This is a genomic window from Nitrospirota bacterium, assembly GCA_020846775.1.
Lineage (GTDB): Bacteria > Nitrospirota > 9FT-COMBO-42-15 > HDB-SIOI813 > HDB-SIOI813 > RBG-16-43-11.
This window is the reverse complement of sequence record JADLDG010000023.1, coordinates 58,767-75,750: the sequence shown is the minus strand read 5'-3', so window position 1 is coordinate 75,750 and position 16,984 is coordinate 58,767. Positions and strand designations below refer to the sequence as shown.

Here is a 16,984-nt window from a genome sequence, read left to right as displayed (position 1 = left end):
TCAGATTCCTTCCTCAACTACTGCGCCACCGTCTATGACCAGCTGCTGACCTTTCACGATAAGGCGCTCCCCGGTGGTGATACCATTCTCAATCACTGCCATATTGCCGATAATCGGGCCTACCCTGACCAAACGCTGTTGAGCTTTACCGTCCTTTTCAACAAAAACAAATTTAATCCCGTCACGATCTACCAATGAATAGAGAGGGACTGCTATTACCTTGGAGAGTTTCCTGCGTTTAAAAACAACCTGGACGATCATCCCCGGGCGCATGGATTCCGCCCTGTTATCGACCGCTATCCTTGTCAGGTAAGTGCGGGTAGCAGGGTCAGCCTGGTAGGAGAGGTGGATAATTTCTCCGGATATGCCGGGATCGCTGCTTCCGCCGATTGCAGCTGCAAAGACCTTTGCTTTATTACCCTTTGACAGACCGGCAATGTCCCTTTCAGGAACGTCCACCAGTACTCGCAGCCGGTTGACCTGAATTACGACCGCCGAAGCCTTTCCCTCGGAAACGTGTTCACCCCGGTCAACCAACAACCGGTCGAGAATCCCGTCTATCGGACTGCGAAGGGTGCTTTTGTCCAATGCCACCCTTGATATCCGGAGACGGGCCTTCGCCTGTTCGAATGCCTGACGGACATCTTCTAATTCCTGCTGGCTGACAAGCTTTTCTTCAGCAAGTTCGCGGCGTCGCTCCATGCGTTTTTTCTGCAGTTCGTACTCGACCTGGTCACGGGCCAATTCAGCCTCGAGCCGTTCAGGATCAATGCGCAAAATTGCCTCTCCTTTTTTTACCCTGTCTCCTTCTTTTGGGCCGATCCAGTGAACCGTGCCTGCCATTTCTGCGGACAGTGTCAGGTCCTCCCAGGCCTCAAGTGTTCCCGGGAGGGTAAAGGTCTCATCGAGGTCTTTCAGGACAACCGTGCTGAGAGATACGTTGGTAACCTTTTCACGGGGCGGGGAAGCTGGCAGGGACTCAACACCCTGATTTTTGTTGTTGTTTCCGCAGCCGGTCAGGGTCAGTACCGACAGAAGCGACATGCTGACGAACTGAAGAAGACATGATTTAATGTTTTTCATCATTTAACTCCGGATTATTAACTCTGTATGCAATGCCAAAACGCGTAAATAGTTTGTGCATAGTGATGATCTCAGTCAACGTCAAAAAAGTCTTGACAATAGATCTATATACTGCCAAGCTAATATTATTGCTAAACTAATTATTAGTCAAGCATATTAATAAAGGAGCTGGTATGATTGAGTATGACTTCGAAAAGAGCGTGAGCTACTGGGTGGGTTTAACCTCGCAGCTATTCGAGGTGGCGCTGAACAATGAGCTGGCGGGTACCGGTATTACACTGCGCCAGGTCCAGGTACTTGCAAGCCTTATACTGTTTGGAGAACTTTCTCAGAACGAACTGGCCATGAAATTAAGGATCGAGCCCTCGACGCTTGTGCGTATACTGGACAGGATGGAGCGGGATGGATGGATCGAGCGGTTCGAATCGCCTCAGGACCGGCGAAAAAAAATCATTCGTCCTATGAAGAAGGTCACCGGCAAGTGGGCAAAAATAGTAGAGTGCGGAGAACGCATGGAGAAACGGGCTACTGCCAGCCTGAGTCAGACTCAATTGAAAAACCTGAAAAGCATTCTCGCTGAAATTCGCCGCAATCTTGGTTCTGAAATGTGAATACTGTCATCCAGTACTATTTGCCAAACCGGTTCACCTGCTTTATAATCACAAAATGTTTTTGAATAGTATAGTAATACGTTATGTTATCAGTTTTTTATATCGTATTACAGTGATGATATTCATATGGTGGGTTTTGACTGAGGGAGACACCGGCATGCTCCTGGCCGGCCTGCCTTTCGCCGCTGCTGCAGCTGCCTTCTGGTGTTTTCTTAGCAGCCCTGTTCCTGTCAGGATAGGTGCTCTATTGTTATTTTTTATTTATTTTGTGTGGCAGTCTCTGCGCGCAGGGATAGATGTATCGTTTCGCGTCATGCGGCCGAGCCTTCCGATAAACCCGGCTATAATAAATATTCCTCTTCGGCTGCCGGATGGCCCTGCGAGGGTATTCCTGTCTGACACAATCAACCTCATGCCCGGGACTCTAACCGTTATGATAACGGGTGATATGATCGAGGTCCATGTGCTCGATGAGAATGCCCCTTCGCTGGAACGGGCCCGACTTCTTGAAAATCGTGTTGCGGCTGTATTCGGGCATGTAATTATCTGAGGGGGGACTGATGAACTGGCTTTATTCCGGACTGGCGCTCTTCCTTGTCATGAATATCGCAGCAGGGCTTGCGCGAGTACTTCGGGGACCGACTCATTCTGACAGGATGCTTGCGTTTCAGCTCTTCGGCACAACAGGCGTTGCTGTCCTGCTCCTCCTATCGAAGGCGGCTGGAGAGTCCATGCTTCTCGACATTGCCCTCATCTTTGCACTTCTTTCAGTTATTATGTCTGCGGGTTTCGTCAGGCTTTTTCGCAGGTCTCAGGATGACAGTTCCTCCGGAGGAGGATCATGAGTGTCACGGATATATTGACTTCAGCCCTTCTTATTACCGGGGCTTTTTTTTTCCTCTCCGGGACAATAGGGGTGCTCCGACTGCCGGATGTGTTTACACGGCTGCATGCCGTTACAAAGGCAGATAACCTCGGACTCGGACTAACCGCAGCCGGACTGATGCTTCAGGCAGATTCGATCCCGGGGGCGTTAAAACTTTTTCTTATCTGGCTGCTCGTGATTGCTAACAGTGCCACAATAAGCTATCTTTTGGCGCAGTCTGCAAGAGAACGCGGCGTGCGCCCGTGGAGGAGAGGTGATGATAACAGGTGACCTTCTTGATATCCTTCTGGTAGCAGTCATGCTCTGGCTTGCCCTGAAACTTATCGTATCTGCAGATCTGTTCAAGGCAGCAGTCCTGTTCATTACACTCAGCCTCATCATGGCCCTGGCGTGGGTTCGTCTGAAGGCCCCTGATATCGCCCTTGCCGAAGCAGCCATAGGGGCAGGCATAACAGGGGTGCTTCTTATAGATACGCTCGGACACCTGCAAAGTAACAGGAGTGTAAAGTCAGACAGAGAGCAGGAGGAGACGGATGAAAGCAGATGAACCGGCAGAGAAAATTACACAAAGAATCCTGACAGCTTTTTTTGCGGCCGGTCTTGCCCTGGTACTCGCTATGGCAGTGACAGACCTTCCTGAAGGTGTTGGTCTATCAGGGGATGCACAGGAATCACTGAAGCAAAGCGGTGTCGAAAATTCTGTAACTGCAGTACTTCTTAACTTCAGGGGTTATGATACCCTGCTCGAGATCTGCGTGCTCCTGCTTTCAGTCCTTGGAGTAATGACACTGACGAATGGCAGAATCAGAAGGCCTGAGTACTCCATTGACCCGCTTCTCCATGTTCTGGCACGCGTCCTTGTACCGTTGATGGTGCTGGTTTCAGGGTATCTCCTTTACGAGGGCTCATATGCTCCTGGCGGTGCCTTTCAGGCGGGGGCAGTCCTGGGTTCAGCAATAGTACTCTCCCGGCTTGCCGGGCTGGCTGCAGTTGAGAAATTCAACAGGGCCTTCCTTGTTGCTGCAATGCTCGGGTTTGCAGTATTCCTTATTATAGCCGTCATACCGCTTGCATATGGCAGGAACTTTATTGAGTACCCTCCTGAGTATGCAGGCATTCTAATTTTCACTATCGAAGCCTCACTGACCATTTCCATTGCTATAATACTTTACTCACTATTTTCCGGAGGATCGGCGATCCCATCCCGCAGCCATCCAGGAGGCAGGAAGAATTGACACAGGAGATTATCTATTCCATAGGAGGGGTACTGTTATTCTGTATCGGGCTTTATGGCCTTATAGCATGCGAGCACCTTTTCAGGAAAATCCTTTCATTCAATATAATGGGCGGCGGAGTTTTTCTTTTTCTGGTTAGTATTGCCCTGAACGGGGATAACACACCAGACCCGGTTCCGCATGCAATGGTCCTTACCGGCATAGTTGTTACGGTCAGCGCGACGGCATTTGCCCTGGCGCTTCTGCGAAGGATTAATTCCGGGACCGGGGCCGAGACACTCGGCAGACTGGAGCAGGATGCTTCGGATTTGGACGGTTGACTGAGATGCAGGAAATAATTACAACTGCTCCCTGGGGAGCACTGATGGTGGTAATTCCGCTTGCCGCAGCAGCCGCCTCTTATCTCTTTCCATGGCGATCCGCCCTCATGGCTGCCTCAGCTATTGCTTTCCCTGCTGCATTTTATTCTCTGGCCCTGCTGGCAAGAGATGTATGGGTATCCGGTGCAGTTCGCTACAGGATAGGGGGCTGGGGGTCTCCTCTCGGGATAGATCTGTTCGCCGACGGGCTCAGCATTCTAATGCTGTTTATGACTATAGTTGTCGTAATGGCAGCAAGTATTTATTCGTCATTTTATTTTTCCGGGGATGTCGAACGGAAACGGTCTTTCTGGCCGCTATGGATGTTTTTATGGGCTGGTTTGAACGGTGTATTTCTTTCCGGTGATGTTTTCAATCTCTATGTGACACTCGAGGTCATGGTCATAGCATCTGTGGCACTTATTTCGCTCAAGGGAGGGCGTGAGGCACTGTTATCCGGCATGCGTTATTTTCTGGTCTCGGTGCTCGGCTCACTTTCATACCTGATGGGTGTGGCTATGCTTTATGGCTCATACGGCATCCTTGACATAGGCGCTCTCGGAAGGACTATCGGGCCTGACCCTGCTGCACAGATCGCAATTGTATTGATCGTAACCGGACTCCTTGCCAAGACGGCCCTCTTCCCCCTCCACTTCTGGCTGCCCAAAGCCCACGCCTCCGCTCCTGTCCCTGTGAGCGCAGCGCTGTCAGCCCTTGTGGTCAAGGCGCCCTTTTACATAATTCTGCGTCTTTGGACAGATGTCTTCTCACACGACATCATATCACATGCAGGGCTGATGCTCGGGGTACTGGGGTCTGTGGCAATAATCTGGGGCGGGGTCATGGCATTACGCCAGACCCGTCTTAAGATGCTGGTGGCGTATTCCACTGTGAGCCAGATAGGTTATTTATTCCTCTTCTTCCCGATGGCAGGTTCCTCTGACGCCTTCCTCGGGTGCGTCTACCAGGCCTTGTCGCATGGGCTGGCTAAGGCATCTATGTTTCTTGCTGCAGGCAACCTCATCAAGGCCCTCGGCAGCGACCTGATAGAGGACTTAAGAGGTTTGCGGCAGAGGCTTAATATAAGCACATTTGCCTTTGGCCTTGCCGGAATAAGTCTCATGGGGCTTCCTCCCGGCGCCGGATTTATCGCCAAATGGCAGCTCCTTAAAGCTTCAATAGAAACAGGTCAGTGGTGGTGGGCGATAATCATCGTTGCCGGCGGACTTCTTGCCGCTGGTTATCTCTTCCCGGTTTTAAGAAATATAATTTCCCAGTCTCAAGACCCTGTGGAATGCGCAAAAGTTCCCTTCGGCATGGAGGCAGCGGCAATTGTTCTCGCTGTTCTTTCCCTTGTACTTGGCATTGCCGCCGCAGTGCCGCTTTCACTTTTCAGGACTGCCTTATTATGAACATTGACAACTGGATGCCCGTATTCGTAATACTCAGCTCATTAGTCCCGGCTATTATCATTTTCCTTCTGAATGAGAGACAAAACATCCTGAGGACCATCATCAATATGTCAGCGGCCTTTATCAAGATAGCGCTGGTTGGCATGATGACATGGGGAGTATTTCACGAGCGCAATTATATTATGCATTTTCCGGTGGTCCCTGGTATTGAGATCATATTCCGGGCCGATGCCCTCGCCATGTTCTTTCTCATTCTTTCTGCCGGGCTCTGGCTTTTGACCACGGCCTACGCAGTAGGATACCTTGAGGGATCGCCAAACCGCCGGCGTTTTTTCGGTTTCTTCAGTCTGTGCGTGACATCAACTATGGGTATCTCCCTTGCGGGAAATCTTTTCACCTTCTTTATATTCTACGAAATGCTCACATTGACGACCTATCCCCTGGTCGTGCACAGGGGGACGCAGAAGTCTCTTGAAGCAGGGTCCACATATCTTCGATATACACTTTCCGGGGGGGCGGTACTGCTTATCGGTATAGTCTGGCTTCACGTTCAGACCGGGACATTAGAGTTCACTCAGGGGGGTTATTTGAACCATGCCGCAGGCGGGCACGCAGTCACGCTTACGATTATATTCGCTCTCCTCATCATCGGGCTTGCTGTAAAGACCGCCATTATCCCGCTTCACGGATGGCTCCCTGCTGCCATGGTGGCGCCGGCGCCGGTAAGCGCTCTTCTTCATGCTGTCGCTGTTGTGAAGGCCGGCGCCTTCGGAATCGTGAGGGTGGTGAACAATGTCTACGGAGTTGAGTTTGCCGCAACCCTTGGAGTAACAATGCCTCTGGCGTTTGTTGCCTCGGCAACCATAATCTACGGGTCTTTTAAGGCCCTTTTCCAGGACGACCTGAAAAAAAGGCTTGCGTATTCGACCATAAGCCAGGTCTCATATATAGTGTTAGGAGTTGCAATTGCAGGCCCTCTGTCAACAATAGGGGGCATTACACACATCGTCCATCAGGGCATTATGAAGATAACACTTTTCTTCTGTGCGGGAGTACTGGCAGAAACGCTCGGAATACACCGTATAAGCGAAATGAGGGGAGTGGGCCGGAGGCTTCCCATGACAATGGCTGCATTCACTATAGCGGCCCTCGGCATGATAGGGGTGCCGCCTACCGTCGGCTTCATAACCAAGTGGTACCTTGGTATTGGCGCCATTGATGCCGGGCAGACCTGGGTACTCGCAGTTCTTGGGATGAGTACGTTACTGAATGCCGCCTACTTTCTTCCGATCATAAACTCCGCCTGGTTCATCAAGCAATCCGGAGACTGGCCTGAGGAGAAAAAAAGGGGGAGATTTTTTGAGACCGACCCGTGGCTTCTTTTTCCGGTGCTGATAATAGCGTGCTTCACAATCCTGGCCGGAATCCTTGCCGGGGAGTTCTTCAGTCCACTCGAGTGGGCAAAGCTTATAACTGAAAGGGAATACAGATGAGCTGGCTGCTATTAATAACACCAGGCCTGCCGCTCCTGGCTGCACTGCTGCTGTATGTTTTCAGGCGTATACCATTCCTGCCGCTTCTTGTCCTGACTATCATCCCCGCTGTCGTCCTGGTTCTGTCGGGAGGATATAGCAATATTTCGTATTATCCGGACATTCTTTTTGGATTAAGGCTGGGTATTGACATGGTCTCTCAGGTTTTTCTACTGTTTACCACTGTCTTATGGGGCGTCTCCGGTCTATACGCATATTATTTCCTTCGCAAAGAAGTCACAAGGAAAAGATTCTTTTTCTTCCATCTCTTGTGCATGAGCGGAAATATCGGTGTTATTCTCTCGCAGGATATTCCGGGATTCTATATGTTTTTCGCCCTCATGAGCATTGCGGCTTACGGGCTTGTCGTTCACGACGGGACCCCGGCCGCTCTCCGAGCCGGACGGGTTTATATCGTGATGGCAATCATCGGAGAGGCGCTCATCGCTATGGGACTGTTTCTTATTGCTGACGCTGCGGGATCAATAGACCTTGCAGGCGCCGGTGCAGCGGCAGCCGCCTCCGGCCATCGCGACATTATCATTGCACTTATTCTTGCCGGTTTCGGTATAAAAACGGGGTTGCTTACGCTGCATATGTGGCTTCCCCTCGCCTACACAGCGGGGCCTGTACCGGCCAGTGCGATCCTTAGCGGCAGCATGATAAATGCCGGACTTCTTGGATGGATCAGGTTCCTGCCGCTTGGAGAGGCTTCACTGCAGGAGTGGGGCTGGCTCTGTATCGCTGCAGGCCTCTGCGGAGCTTTTTGGGGAGTGTTTGTCGGTATGTTTCAGGATAACAGGAAAACCATTCTCGCATACTCAAGTATAAGCCAGATGGGGATAATTACTGCGGGTGTAGGGGCAGGGCTTCTTCGTGCCGAAGCATGGCCTGTAGTCTTGACGGCCATTCTCATTTATGCCTTTCACCATGCACTCGCTAAGGGGGCACTCTTCCTCTCCACCGGGCTTACAGGGGCATTAAAGAAGAAATCACTGCGTATACCGGTTTTCATAGGAATACTTCTGCCGGCACTTGCCCTTTCCGGAGCCCCCTTTACAAGCGGGGTGTTTGCCAAGTCAGCACTGAAACAGTCTCTCGCTTATCTGCCCCCATGGGCTGCATCAGACATTGGTTTCATTCTCCAGGCAGCCGCTGCAGCGACCACGCTGCTCATGGCCAGATTCATTATCGTTATGATCAGGGATGCAGGTGATAAAGAGGACCTGCCATCCAGAGGGATGCTTATACCATGGGCAGTATTGCTTATTTTCACACTGCTTATTTTCTCGCCGCTTGCGATTCAGTATTTACCGGTTGATGCAGGGCCGTTCGCAGAGCTGACTTTTTCTTTTTACGGTTTCAAAACAGCGATTCTCCCTGTTCTGGCCGGTGGGATGGCGTATCTTGCATTCACAGGACTCCGGAGGATCACGTCTCTGAGGTTTTCGATACCCCCCGGAGATCTACTTGAGATCATAGTCCGTCTGGCCGGTCATCTAAAGAATCTGGCAGATATTATCGCAGCGCGGCTGTCGGCAGGTTCACGCATGAAATTATCTGATCTCAGGATTCCCGATAAGTGGCTGGAAGGTTTTGACAACCTTGAAAACAAACTTGTCACCGGAACAACCGGGCTCTTATTCTTCCTTCTTGTCGCTGCCGGCCTGTTGATTATGATCTTTGGAATTAGAGCATAATTTAAAGACCGTTGCCCGGTAAATTCTGTGATAATAATCAGGTATTATATTAATTTATTGAGGCTCTTGCAAATGTCTAAAAAGGAGGTCGTTTGTCATTCCCACGAAAGTGGGAATCCAGTGTTTTCAATTTGCCACAAAAGTTCTGGATTCACATTTTCACGGGAATGACAGCTTTTGAAAGAACCTCAAATGATTTAACTGATCTGCTGGTGAAGTAATTTATTGTGTGATAGGATTGGCGTGAATTATGGAAATCACACTCGTATTAATTATTATTGGAATTGCTGTAACTTTGTTTGTCACAGAGAAATTCCCTGTGGACCAGGTTGGATTGATGGTACTGGGAGCATTGATGCTGCTCACGGTTCTGGCAGGGAGAATTCCAGGTATCGACCCCGATCGGTGGATCAGCCTGTCCGAAAGCTTGTCGGGATTCAGTAATCCTGCTGTTATTACCGTCCTTGCGATGTTTGTTCTCAGCTCAGGGCTTGAAAAAACAGGAGCTGTCAGTGCAATCGGTCACACACTCATCCGTCTGGGAAAAAGGCCGACGGTTTTAACACTCATGATGATGATTTCGGTAGGTGCCATATCCGCATTCATTAACAACACGGCAGCAATAGCTGTGTTCCTTCCTATAGTCCTGGCTGCTTCAGCACGCAGTAAAATCTCCTCATCCAAACTACTCATCCCGTTGTCATTTGCATCTCAATTCGGCGGTGTCTGTACACTGATGGGGACATCAACCAACCTGATTGTAAGTTCCATCTCCGAAGAGGCCGGGTACGGCTCATTCTCTGTGTTTGAATTCAGTAAACTGGGATTGATCATGGTGGTTGCAGGGATATTATACATAATGTTGACAAGCCGCTGGCTGCTGCCTGCACGCCGTAAAGGACAATTGGTTGAAGAATATCAGTTGAGAAATTATGTTGCTGAATTTCGTGTCGGAGAAGGATCCAGGTTAATAAATAAAACCATCAGCCAGTCGGAATTGGGAAAACCGGGTATCCTGGTGATGAAGATAAAACGGGACGGAGTAAATCTCTGGCCGCTGACATTGGCGCCTTTGCAGCTTGGAGATGTACTTCTGGTAGAGGGGCACCTTGACAGGTTGATGGAGGTAAAGGATAGCATGAAGCTCGAGATGGCGCCTGAGTTCAAACTGAATGACGAAATGTTGCGGACGGATAATGTCACCCTGGTGGAAGTGATCGTGCCATCAAGGTCTCCGCTCATGGGACGAACACTTGGGGAAATGGCCTTTGCCCGGCGCTATCATGCAATAGTACTTGCCATCCACAGGAGGGGACGGATCCGGCATGAAAATCTTGTCGAGATGCGGCTGCATGTGGGTGACGTACTGCTGGTTCAGGGAGCAGTAGAGGATATTGACCGGTTACGTAGGGATAGCGATTTCATTGTCATGCGCGAATTTGAAGCAGGATCTCTCCGGAAAGGTCGGGCGCCGGTAGCGCTGGCCATCATATCGGCCGTTGTAATTCTTGCCGCTTTGGGGATAATGCCGATCCTGGTGTCTTCAGTCCTTGGCTGCATAGCAATGCTTTTAACAAAATGCCTCAGGCTCGAGGAGGCCTATGAGGCTATTGACTGGAAGGTGATAACATTATTGATCGGTGTTCTTCCTTTGGGTCTGGCAATGGAAAAATCCGGCGTCGCAGCGCTGATAGTTGACTATGCTCTCGGATGGGGGGGTAGTCTGGGACCGGTGGCTATCCTGGCGATACTGTATTTCCTGACAGCGGCCCTGACAGAGGCCATGAGCAATAATGCCGCTGCAGTGTTCATGGCGCCAGTTGCCATTATATCTGCCGTAAAGATGGACGTGGATCCACGTCCATTATTAATGGCGGTAACTTTTGCCGCATCAACGAGCTTTGCAACGCCTATAGGATATCAAACCAATACAATGGTCTATTCCGCAGGTGACTACAAGTTCATTGATTTTGTAAAGATCGGTGTCCCGTTGAACCTGCTTTTCCTGGTACTATCCGTATACTTCATCCCCCTGATCTGGTCATTCTAAGTCAGAGCTCAGAGATTACAGTTATAGACTGGTCAGATTTGGTTGATTATACCCTATACAGTTGAAAAATTGAACAGGCACTGTTATTATTGATTTGTAGATAAGGGGAACCATGCATCCAAAAAAGATAAAAGAGGATATCTTCTGGGTAGGTGCCGTTGATTGGGACAGACGTCTTTATGATGCCCTCATACCGCTTCCGGATGGAACCACTTATAACGCCTATTTAATTCGCGGGACTGAGAAGACGGCCCTCATTGACACGGTTGATCCTACCATGACCGGCGTCTTACTTTCACAATTGGAGGAGGTGGAGGATGTTCATTATGTCGTCTCTCTTCACTCTGAACAGGATCATTCAGGGGCCATACCGGGTGTTCTATCCATATTTCCTAATGCAAAGGTCATTACTAATCCTAAAGGAAAGGGGCTCCTTATAGACCACCTGCATATCCCGGAGGAGAATATCATAACAGTAGCCGATGGGGAGACTGTAACTCTCGGCAACAAGACCCTCGAGTTCATTTACATGCCGTGGGTCCACTGGCCGGAGACTATGGTTGCCTATCTCCGGGAGGACAGGATTATCTTTACCTGCGACCTCTTCGGATCTCACCTTGCCACCTCTGATCCGTTCTATGACGATGAGTCAAGGATATGCGAGGCTGCAAAGAGATATTATGCAGAGGTGATGATGCCATTCAGAAAGATTATTCAGAAACACCTTGACAAGCTCGAAGCTTATCCAATTGAAATAATCGCCCCCAGTCATGGACCTGCCTTCAGGAAAACGGAGTGTATTATCCAATCCCACCGGGAATGGGTTTCTGATAACGTCAGTAATTGTGTCGTTATCCCATATGTATCCATGCATGGGAGCACACAGCTGATGGTGCATTATCTGACAGAGACGCTCATCGAACTGGGGGTGAATGTGGAGCTTTACAACCTCACAGTCGCTGACACAGGGAAGATGGCCATGTCACTGGTTGATGCGGCTACAATCGTCATAGGTTCATCGACCATCCTGTCCGGTGCACACCCGCTTGCCTTATCTGCGGCATTCATGACCAATGCACTGAGGCCCAAGTTAAAGTTCGCCTCTATTATAGGATCCTACGGCTGGGGCGGAAAGATGGTAGAGCAGTTGTCGGGGGTCATGACCAATCTGAAGGTCGAGATGCTGGAGCCTGTTATTGTCAAGGGTAAACCGAGGGATGATGACTTTAGGGCCCTTGATAATCTGGCTGCGTCTATTCATAACAGGCATAAGGATAACGACTTACTTTAAGGGGGTTTTGTTATAATGAAAAAATACGTCTGTATTGTGTGCGGATATGTTTACGACCCGTCTATTGGTGATCCGGATAATGACGTTGCACCGGGAACTGAGTTCGATGACATCCCTGATGACTGGACCTGTCCTGAATGCGGCGCTGGCAAAGATGAGTTTGAAGAGGTGGATTAACTTGCAATATCATGCTAAAGTGAGATAAAGTAATAATATGAATAAGTTAATACTTAGAAAATTGATTTTGTTGCTAATATGCTATTCGTCTCTGTCGTTCGTGTTTCATTTAACCCCTGTTTACGCTGAGGATTTATACCCTGGCCGCTCTCCAGCCAGGAATATAAAGGGCTTTTGGGAGCTTAATCTTTACACTCAGACTTCCTCACGAACTGTGGTTGAAGAGATAAATCAGGGAGATAAATTTGAGGGCGATACTGAGTCCACCAGGGTCATGGTTAAGCTTGCAACAAGGCCCTGGCGTCCCGTTGAGTTCTATATACAGGGCGGGATGGCAAATCTTACGATTGACCAATTCAATGACTACAGGGGTGATTTCGGCCTGGCCTATGGTATTGGCACCTCATTGACGCTTTATGATTACCCGGGACCGGATAGATTTAAGGTTGTTGCACGGGCAGACTCCCTGTTCTTTGAGACATCAGATCATGTTTTGCCGGTTATTCAATCTCAACAGGTTTATGTTAAGGAGACTATTCTGTGGCGGGAGTACGCCCTTGACGGCATAGGTATTTGGAGGACCAGCTTCTGGGAACCGTTCATAGGAGCAAGATTTTCATGGATTGACTCACGAGACACGATTGATCATCCAAGTGTAGGCAGGCTGTCTCTTAAGGAGGACAGCAATCTGGGACTCGTAATAGGCACCAATATCTATTTTGACGAGAGAGAGAATTTTGCCTTCAATGCAGAGGCTATATTGATTGACCAGGCCTCACTCAAGATAGGCATCAAGATATGGTATTAACAATCATTTCATTCGTTTTCCTGGCCATTCTCAGCGGATGTGCAACTACCGGTGGTTATGAACGCATTGGCGTCTACAGTGAACGAAATGACATGATTTATGAACACAGGGCATCTTTCCCCGGAGATGGCAGGATCAGTATGGCATATTCTATCGCATACTGGGATGTGCTGCAGATTGAAGAAAAGGGGGATAATATCCCTGAAGTTTATTATATCTGGCTTCGCAATAACTCATCCGTCAGTCTCCGGATTGATCCGGTGTATCTCTCCTTAGTCACAGAAAATGGAGAAACGATCCCTGTAAGCAGTCTGACTGATGAAACACCGGAACCCCTGAAGGCACAGGAGGCAGACCCTTATGACACTGTTGCCGGATACGCTGTCTTCGACATAAAGTCTACTACTATAGAAACAGACAGGCCCAGCCGTTTGATTTATGATGATAAGGCAGGTTTAAGGACAATACGGTATCTGCAAGTGGAAGATATGGAAAAATATGAAGATCTGAGATTGGATATGCCGGTCTATTATTATGCACCGGTCTACCCGAGACGTTATTGGTACCCATATTATTATCCTTACAACTACTATCCCTATGATTCCTATTTTTACTACTCCTATTCCTATACACCTCACCGTCACTACTATTATTATAGCCCTGCCGAACCCGGTAAGAGGCGGTTTAATGTTCCACCCTCAGAACCATCAAGGCAACCAAGAGAAAAGAAAAAGCGGGAATTCTGAAGAACTCAGCATTTCTCCATTATTTAAACGATGGGGTTAACCTTTGACAAGTCATCCATAGAAGGGATTTATGGGGGAACATTTGCGGATGGCAATACTGTTAACCTCTTGTACAAAGGTAAGGAATCCTTCAATGCTATCTTCAGCAGTATTGACCAGGCACAGACTCTCATAGCACTCCAATTCTACATCTTCCGAAATGACGAGACAGGGATTGAATTAGCCGATATTCTTAAAAAAAAGGCAGGGGAAGGTGTAGATGTCTTTATCCTCTTTGATCATTTTGGATCATGGTGGACACCTAAAAGCTTCTGGAGAGACCTGGCTCGTGCAGGTGTGCAGATCAGGGCTTCCAGGCCGTTTTTATGGACATCACCATTTCATTACACCCGCAGAGATCACAGAAAGTTAATAATTATTGATGGGATAAAAGCGGTTACAGGTGGATTTAATATAGGGAATGAGTACAGGGGATTTCATCTCAGGCTTAAGCGAAAGGGATGGAGAGATACAGGTATTATTCTTGACGGTCCTGTTGTATCCGAATTATTCAAGACATTCAAGCGGACATGGGAGAAATTGGGAGGAAGCCCCATATTACTTCCTCCCCCATTACCTGCATCACAGACAGACACGAATTCACAATATCAGTATAACGATACTAATAAGAGCAGTGGACTTTCCGCCATCCCGATATTTGCCTCATCAGCTAAGGGTAGAAGAAGGTTCCGCAAACTTCTCTATTACAGTATTAACCACGCAAAGGATAATATACTTATAACCACTGCATATTTCATCCCAACATTGAGATTGCTCTACACTTTGGAGAAGGCTGTCAGCCGGGGAGTATCAGTGAAGTTACTCCTGTCAGGCAAGAGTGATATTCCGCCTGCCCACTATGCGGGGCGGTACTTTTTCAGCTGGCTCTTGAAGAGGGGTATCCGGATATATAATTATAAGGGTGAAATGCTGCATGCAAAGAGTTATGTATTTGATGGATGCTGGAGCATTGTAGGTTCTGCAAACCTCGATTTTCTGTCGCTGCGGAGAAATGATGAAGGAAACGTGGGGATTCTGGATGAAGAATTTGGCAGCAGAATGATATGTGTATTTGAAGAAGACATGGAAAGTTCAGTTGAGATATTGGAAGATGAGTGGGGTAGAAGGCCGCTAAAAGAGCGAATCATGGAAAGGGTCTTTGTTCTTTTTAAAAAGAAACTGTAATGTTGTCCCTATATTTAATAATCAGTACTGCATAATGGGATATGATGACATTATGATTATATTATTGGCATGGAGATGGAAAATGATATACTATTGCGCATAAAGGTTTACAGGGGTCAGAACAGAGATCTTGCAGGGTCATGGAAGGTCAATAGAAAAGTATGTGATCAAATGTATTTTAAGCTTGTGAATTCTTGATTCAGGATTGAAAGGAGTCATAAATGTCTTATGAGGTAAAACTTGAGGTATTTGAAGGACCGCTTGACCTTCTTTTGCATCTGATTAAGAAAAATGAGGTCAATATTTATGATATTCCTATCTCTCTTGTTACTCAGCAATATCTTGAATATATTGATCTTATGCAGGATCTTAATTTAGAGATAGCAGGGGAATTTCTGCTAATGGCTGCCACTCTTACCCATATAAAATCAAGGATGCTGTTGCCCCGGGAAGAAAAGGCAGGGGAGGATGAGGAGTCAGAAGATCCAAGGGCCGAACTTATCAGAAAGCTTCTTGAGTATAAGAGCTTTAAAGAAGTTGCAGAGGAGCTGGGACAAAGGGAGGATACGTGGAGAGACATATTCTATAATCCCCCGGATAAGACAATCGAAGATGAAGAGGTATTCGTCGAGGTAGGTTTATTTGAACTCCTGGAGGCATTCAGGGACGTTATTGCTAAAATCCCTGATAAGCGGTCACTCGATATTGAACCTGATGAATTAACCGTCCGTGGAAGGATGACTGCTATTATAGAGAAGCTCGATATAGCATCAGCTGATGGTGTAACTCTTATTTCACTCCTTGAAGATGAGTGTACGAGGCGGACCATTGTAGTTACATTCCTTGCGCTTCTGGAACTGGCAAGGATCAGGTTGATTAAATTGATGCAGACCGGCAGTTCAGAGACTATCAGGGTATATAGAAATGAAGATAGCAGGGCAGAGCCGGGTGAATTTAAGGAGATATTATAGTGGAGAACTGTGAATTAAAAGGAATAATTGAGGCATTACTTTTTGTCTCAGGAGAATCTTTGACCATTGAAAGGATTAAAACCATTCTTGAAGATGCTGATAAACAGGCTATTAAGTCCATGCTCTGGGAGATTCAGCATGAGTATGACATGCGTCTCTCAGGCCTCAGGATAGTAGAGGTTGCCGGCGGTTTTCAGATTGCATCAAGACCCGAACTTGCTCCATGGATTAAACGTCTCCGGAAGGTCAAACAATCCAGCAGGCTGTCAAAACCATCACTGGAGACGCTTGCCATTATTGCTTACAAACAACCTCTTGTTAAGGCAGAGATAGAAGATATCCGAGGTGTTGATTCTTCAGGCGTAATCAAGGGACTACTTGATAAACACATGATTAAGATTGTCGGACGCAAGGATGTTGCCGGAAGACCTATATTATATGCTACGACCAGAGAATTCCTTCAATATTTCGGATTAAGGGACCTCGCTGACCTTCCGACACTTAAAGAGTTTACGGAACTGGTGCCCGAGGAAGATACCCAAATTAGTGACGATGTCGTTATGCCGGAATCAGAACCACTTTCAGGTGTGTCTTCAGAGACTTCCTTCGATGAAGCAGACAATAGCCTTTTCGAGGAGACTCAGGAGAAGTGAAGATCTCATGGATTGCCTTTGCAATCGTGACACTTCTGGCTGTAGCAACCATATTCTGGATCCCGCTGATTCAGAGGGAAATACCCGAAATTCCTGGAAACAGCGTTCACATCAGTGTCATAAACGTCTCTGAATGCATAGGTTGTCATATTATCGCCATTAAGCACCTCTTACCGTCTGATCACCCGGCTCAGGATAAGTGCCTTTATTGTCATAAGATGAAAGAAATTTAACATTACATGGAAT

Annotated in this window: 20 protein-coding genes; 19 read left to right on the top strand and 1 reads right to left on the bottom strand. The window is 47.9% G+C overall.

Features of this window, described 5'->3' with window-relative positions; all coding sequences use genetic code 11:
- A complete protein-coding gene (locus IT392_03060; protein ID MCC6543467.1) occupies positions 1-1,086 on the bottom strand; it encodes an efflux RND transporter periplasmic adaptor subunit in 1,086 nt (361 codons plus the stop codon).
- A 170-nt stretch (positions 1,087-1,256) separates the two neighbouring features.
- Here IT392_03060 and IT392_03055 point away from each other — a divergent pair, with 170 nt between their 5' ends.
- The 19 genes from IT392_03055 to IT392_02965 all read left to right on the top strand — a co-directional run bounded on the left by IT392_03055 (position 1,257) and on the right by IT392_02965 (position 16,971).
- The gene (locus IT392_03055; protein MCC6543466.1) at positions 1,257-1,694 is read left to right on the top strand and encodes a MarR family transcriptional regulator; all 438 of its coding nucleotides are present in this window, start codon (positions 1,257-1,259) and stop codon (positions 1,692-1,694) included.
- 136 nt (positions 1,695-1,830) lie between these two features.
- On the top strand, positions 1,831-2,244 hold the full coding sequence (locus IT392_03050) for a Na+/H+ antiporter subunit E (GenBank protein MCC6543465.1): 414 nt from the start codon (positions 1,831-1,833) through the stop codon (positions 2,242-2,244).
- Between the two features lie 10 nt (positions 2,245-2,254).
- Positions 2,255-2,539 carry a multiple resistance and pH regulation protein F gene (locus IT392_03045; protein ID MCC6543464.1) on the top strand — a complete coding sequence of 95 codons (285 nt, stop codon included), beginning with the start codon at positions 2,255-2,257 and terminating at the stop codon, positions 2,537-2,539.
- The gene (locus tag IT392_03040) at positions 2,536-2,850 is read left to right on the top strand and encodes a monovalent cation/H(+) antiporter subunit G (protein ID MCC6543463.1); all 315 of its coding nucleotides are present in this window, start codon (positions 2,536-2,538) and stop codon (positions 2,848-2,850) included. Before IT392_03045 ends, IT392_03040 begins: the two co-directional genes overlap by 4 nt.
- The gene (locus IT392_03035; protein ID MCC6543462.1) at positions 2,837-3,127 is read left to right on the top strand and encodes a DUF4040 domain-containing protein; all 291 of its coding nucleotides are present in this window, start codon (positions 2,837-2,839) and stop codon (positions 3,125-3,127) included. Before IT392_03040 ends, IT392_03035 begins: the two co-directional genes overlap by 14 nt.
- Positions 3,114-3,815 carry a sodium:proton antiporter gene (locus tag IT392_03030; protein ID MCC6543461.1) on the top strand — a complete coding sequence of 234 codons (702 nt, stop codon included), beginning with the start codon at positions 3,114-3,116 and terminating at the stop codon, positions 3,813-3,815. The genes IT392_03035 and IT392_03030 overlap by 14 nt, the downstream gene beginning before the upstream one ends.
- Positions 3,812-4,135, top strand: coding sequence for a cation:proton antiporter subunit C (locus IT392_03025; GenBank protein MCC6543460.1), 324 nt, complete (start codon positions 3,812-3,814; stop codon positions 4,133-4,135). Before IT392_03030 ends, IT392_03025 begins: the two co-directional genes overlap by 4 nt.
- Before the next feature lie 5 nt (positions 4,136-4,140).
- A complete protein-coding gene (locus IT392_03020) occupies positions 4,141-5,586 on the top strand; it encodes an oxidoreductase (protein ID MCC6543459.1) in 1,446 nt (481 codons plus the stop codon).
- On the top strand, positions 5,583-7,079 hold the full coding sequence (locus IT392_03015; GenBank protein MCC6543458.1) for a monovalent cation/H+ antiporter subunit D family protein: 1,497 nt from the start codon (positions 5,583-5,585) through the stop codon (positions 7,077-7,079). The genes IT392_03020 and IT392_03015 overlap by 4 nt, the downstream gene beginning before the upstream one ends.
- The gene (locus IT392_03010; GenBank protein MCC6543457.1) at positions 7,076-8,818 is read left to right on the top strand and encodes a hypothetical protein; all 1,743 of its coding nucleotides are present in this window, start codon (positions 7,076-7,078) and stop codon (positions 8,816-8,818) included. The genes IT392_03015 and IT392_03010 overlap by 4 nt, the downstream gene beginning before the upstream one ends.
- 250 nt (positions 8,819-9,068) lie before the next feature.
- Positions 9,069-10,868, top strand: a complete 1,800-nt coding sequence (locus IT392_03005; protein MCC6543456.1) for an SLC13 family permease — start codon at positions 9,069-9,071, stop codon at positions 10,866-10,868.
- Positions 10,869-10,980: 112 nt separating this feature from the next.
- Positions 10,981-12,159 (top strand): FprA family A-type flavoprotein, encoded by a 1,179-nt coding sequence (locus IT392_03000; GenBank protein ID MCC6543455.1) that lies wholly within the window; start codon positions 10,981-10,983, stop codon positions 12,157-12,159.
- 15 nt (positions 12,160-12,174) lie between these two features.
- Positions 12,175-12,336, top strand: coding sequence for a rubredoxin (locus tag IT392_02995; GenBank protein ID MCC6543454.1), 162 nt, complete (start codon positions 12,175-12,177; stop codon positions 12,334-12,336).
- 37 nt (positions 12,337-12,373) lie between these two features.
- Positions 12,374-13,144: a hypothetical protein gene (locus IT392_02990; GenBank protein MCC6543453.1), complete on the top strand. Its 771-nt coding sequence runs from the start codon at positions 12,374-12,376 to the stop codon at positions 13,142-13,144.
- Positions 13,135-13,890 (top strand): hypothetical protein, encoded by a 756-nt coding sequence (locus IT392_02985; GenBank protein MCC6543452.1) that lies wholly within the window; start codon positions 13,135-13,137, stop codon positions 13,888-13,890. The genes IT392_02990 and IT392_02985 overlap by 10 nt, the downstream gene beginning before the upstream one ends.
- Before the next feature lie 30 nt (positions 13,891-13,920).
- Positions 13,921-15,114 (top strand): hypothetical protein, encoded by a 1,194-nt coding sequence (locus tag IT392_02980; GenBank protein ID MCC6543451.1) that lies wholly within the window; start codon positions 13,921-13,923, stop codon positions 15,112-15,114.
- 221 nt (positions 15,115-15,335) lie between these two features.
- On the top strand, positions 15,336-16,085 hold the full coding sequence (locus tag IT392_02975; protein MCC6543450.1) for a segregation/condensation protein A: 750 nt from the start codon (positions 15,336-15,338) through the stop codon (positions 16,083-16,085).
- Positions 16,085-16,738: an SMC-Scp complex subunit ScpB gene (scpB, locus tag IT392_02970; protein MCC6543449.1), complete on the top strand. Its 654-nt coding sequence runs from the start codon at positions 16,085-16,087 to the stop codon at positions 16,736-16,738. Before IT392_02975 ends, scpB begins: the two co-directional genes overlap by 1 nt.
- The gene (locus IT392_02965; protein MCC6543448.1) at positions 16,735-16,971 is read left to right on the top strand and encodes a hypothetical protein; all 237 of its coding nucleotides are present in this window, start codon (positions 16,735-16,737) and stop codon (positions 16,969-16,971) included. The genes scpB and IT392_02965 overlap by 4 nt, the downstream gene beginning before the upstream one ends.
- Positions 16,972-16,984: the final 13 nt, after the last annotated feature.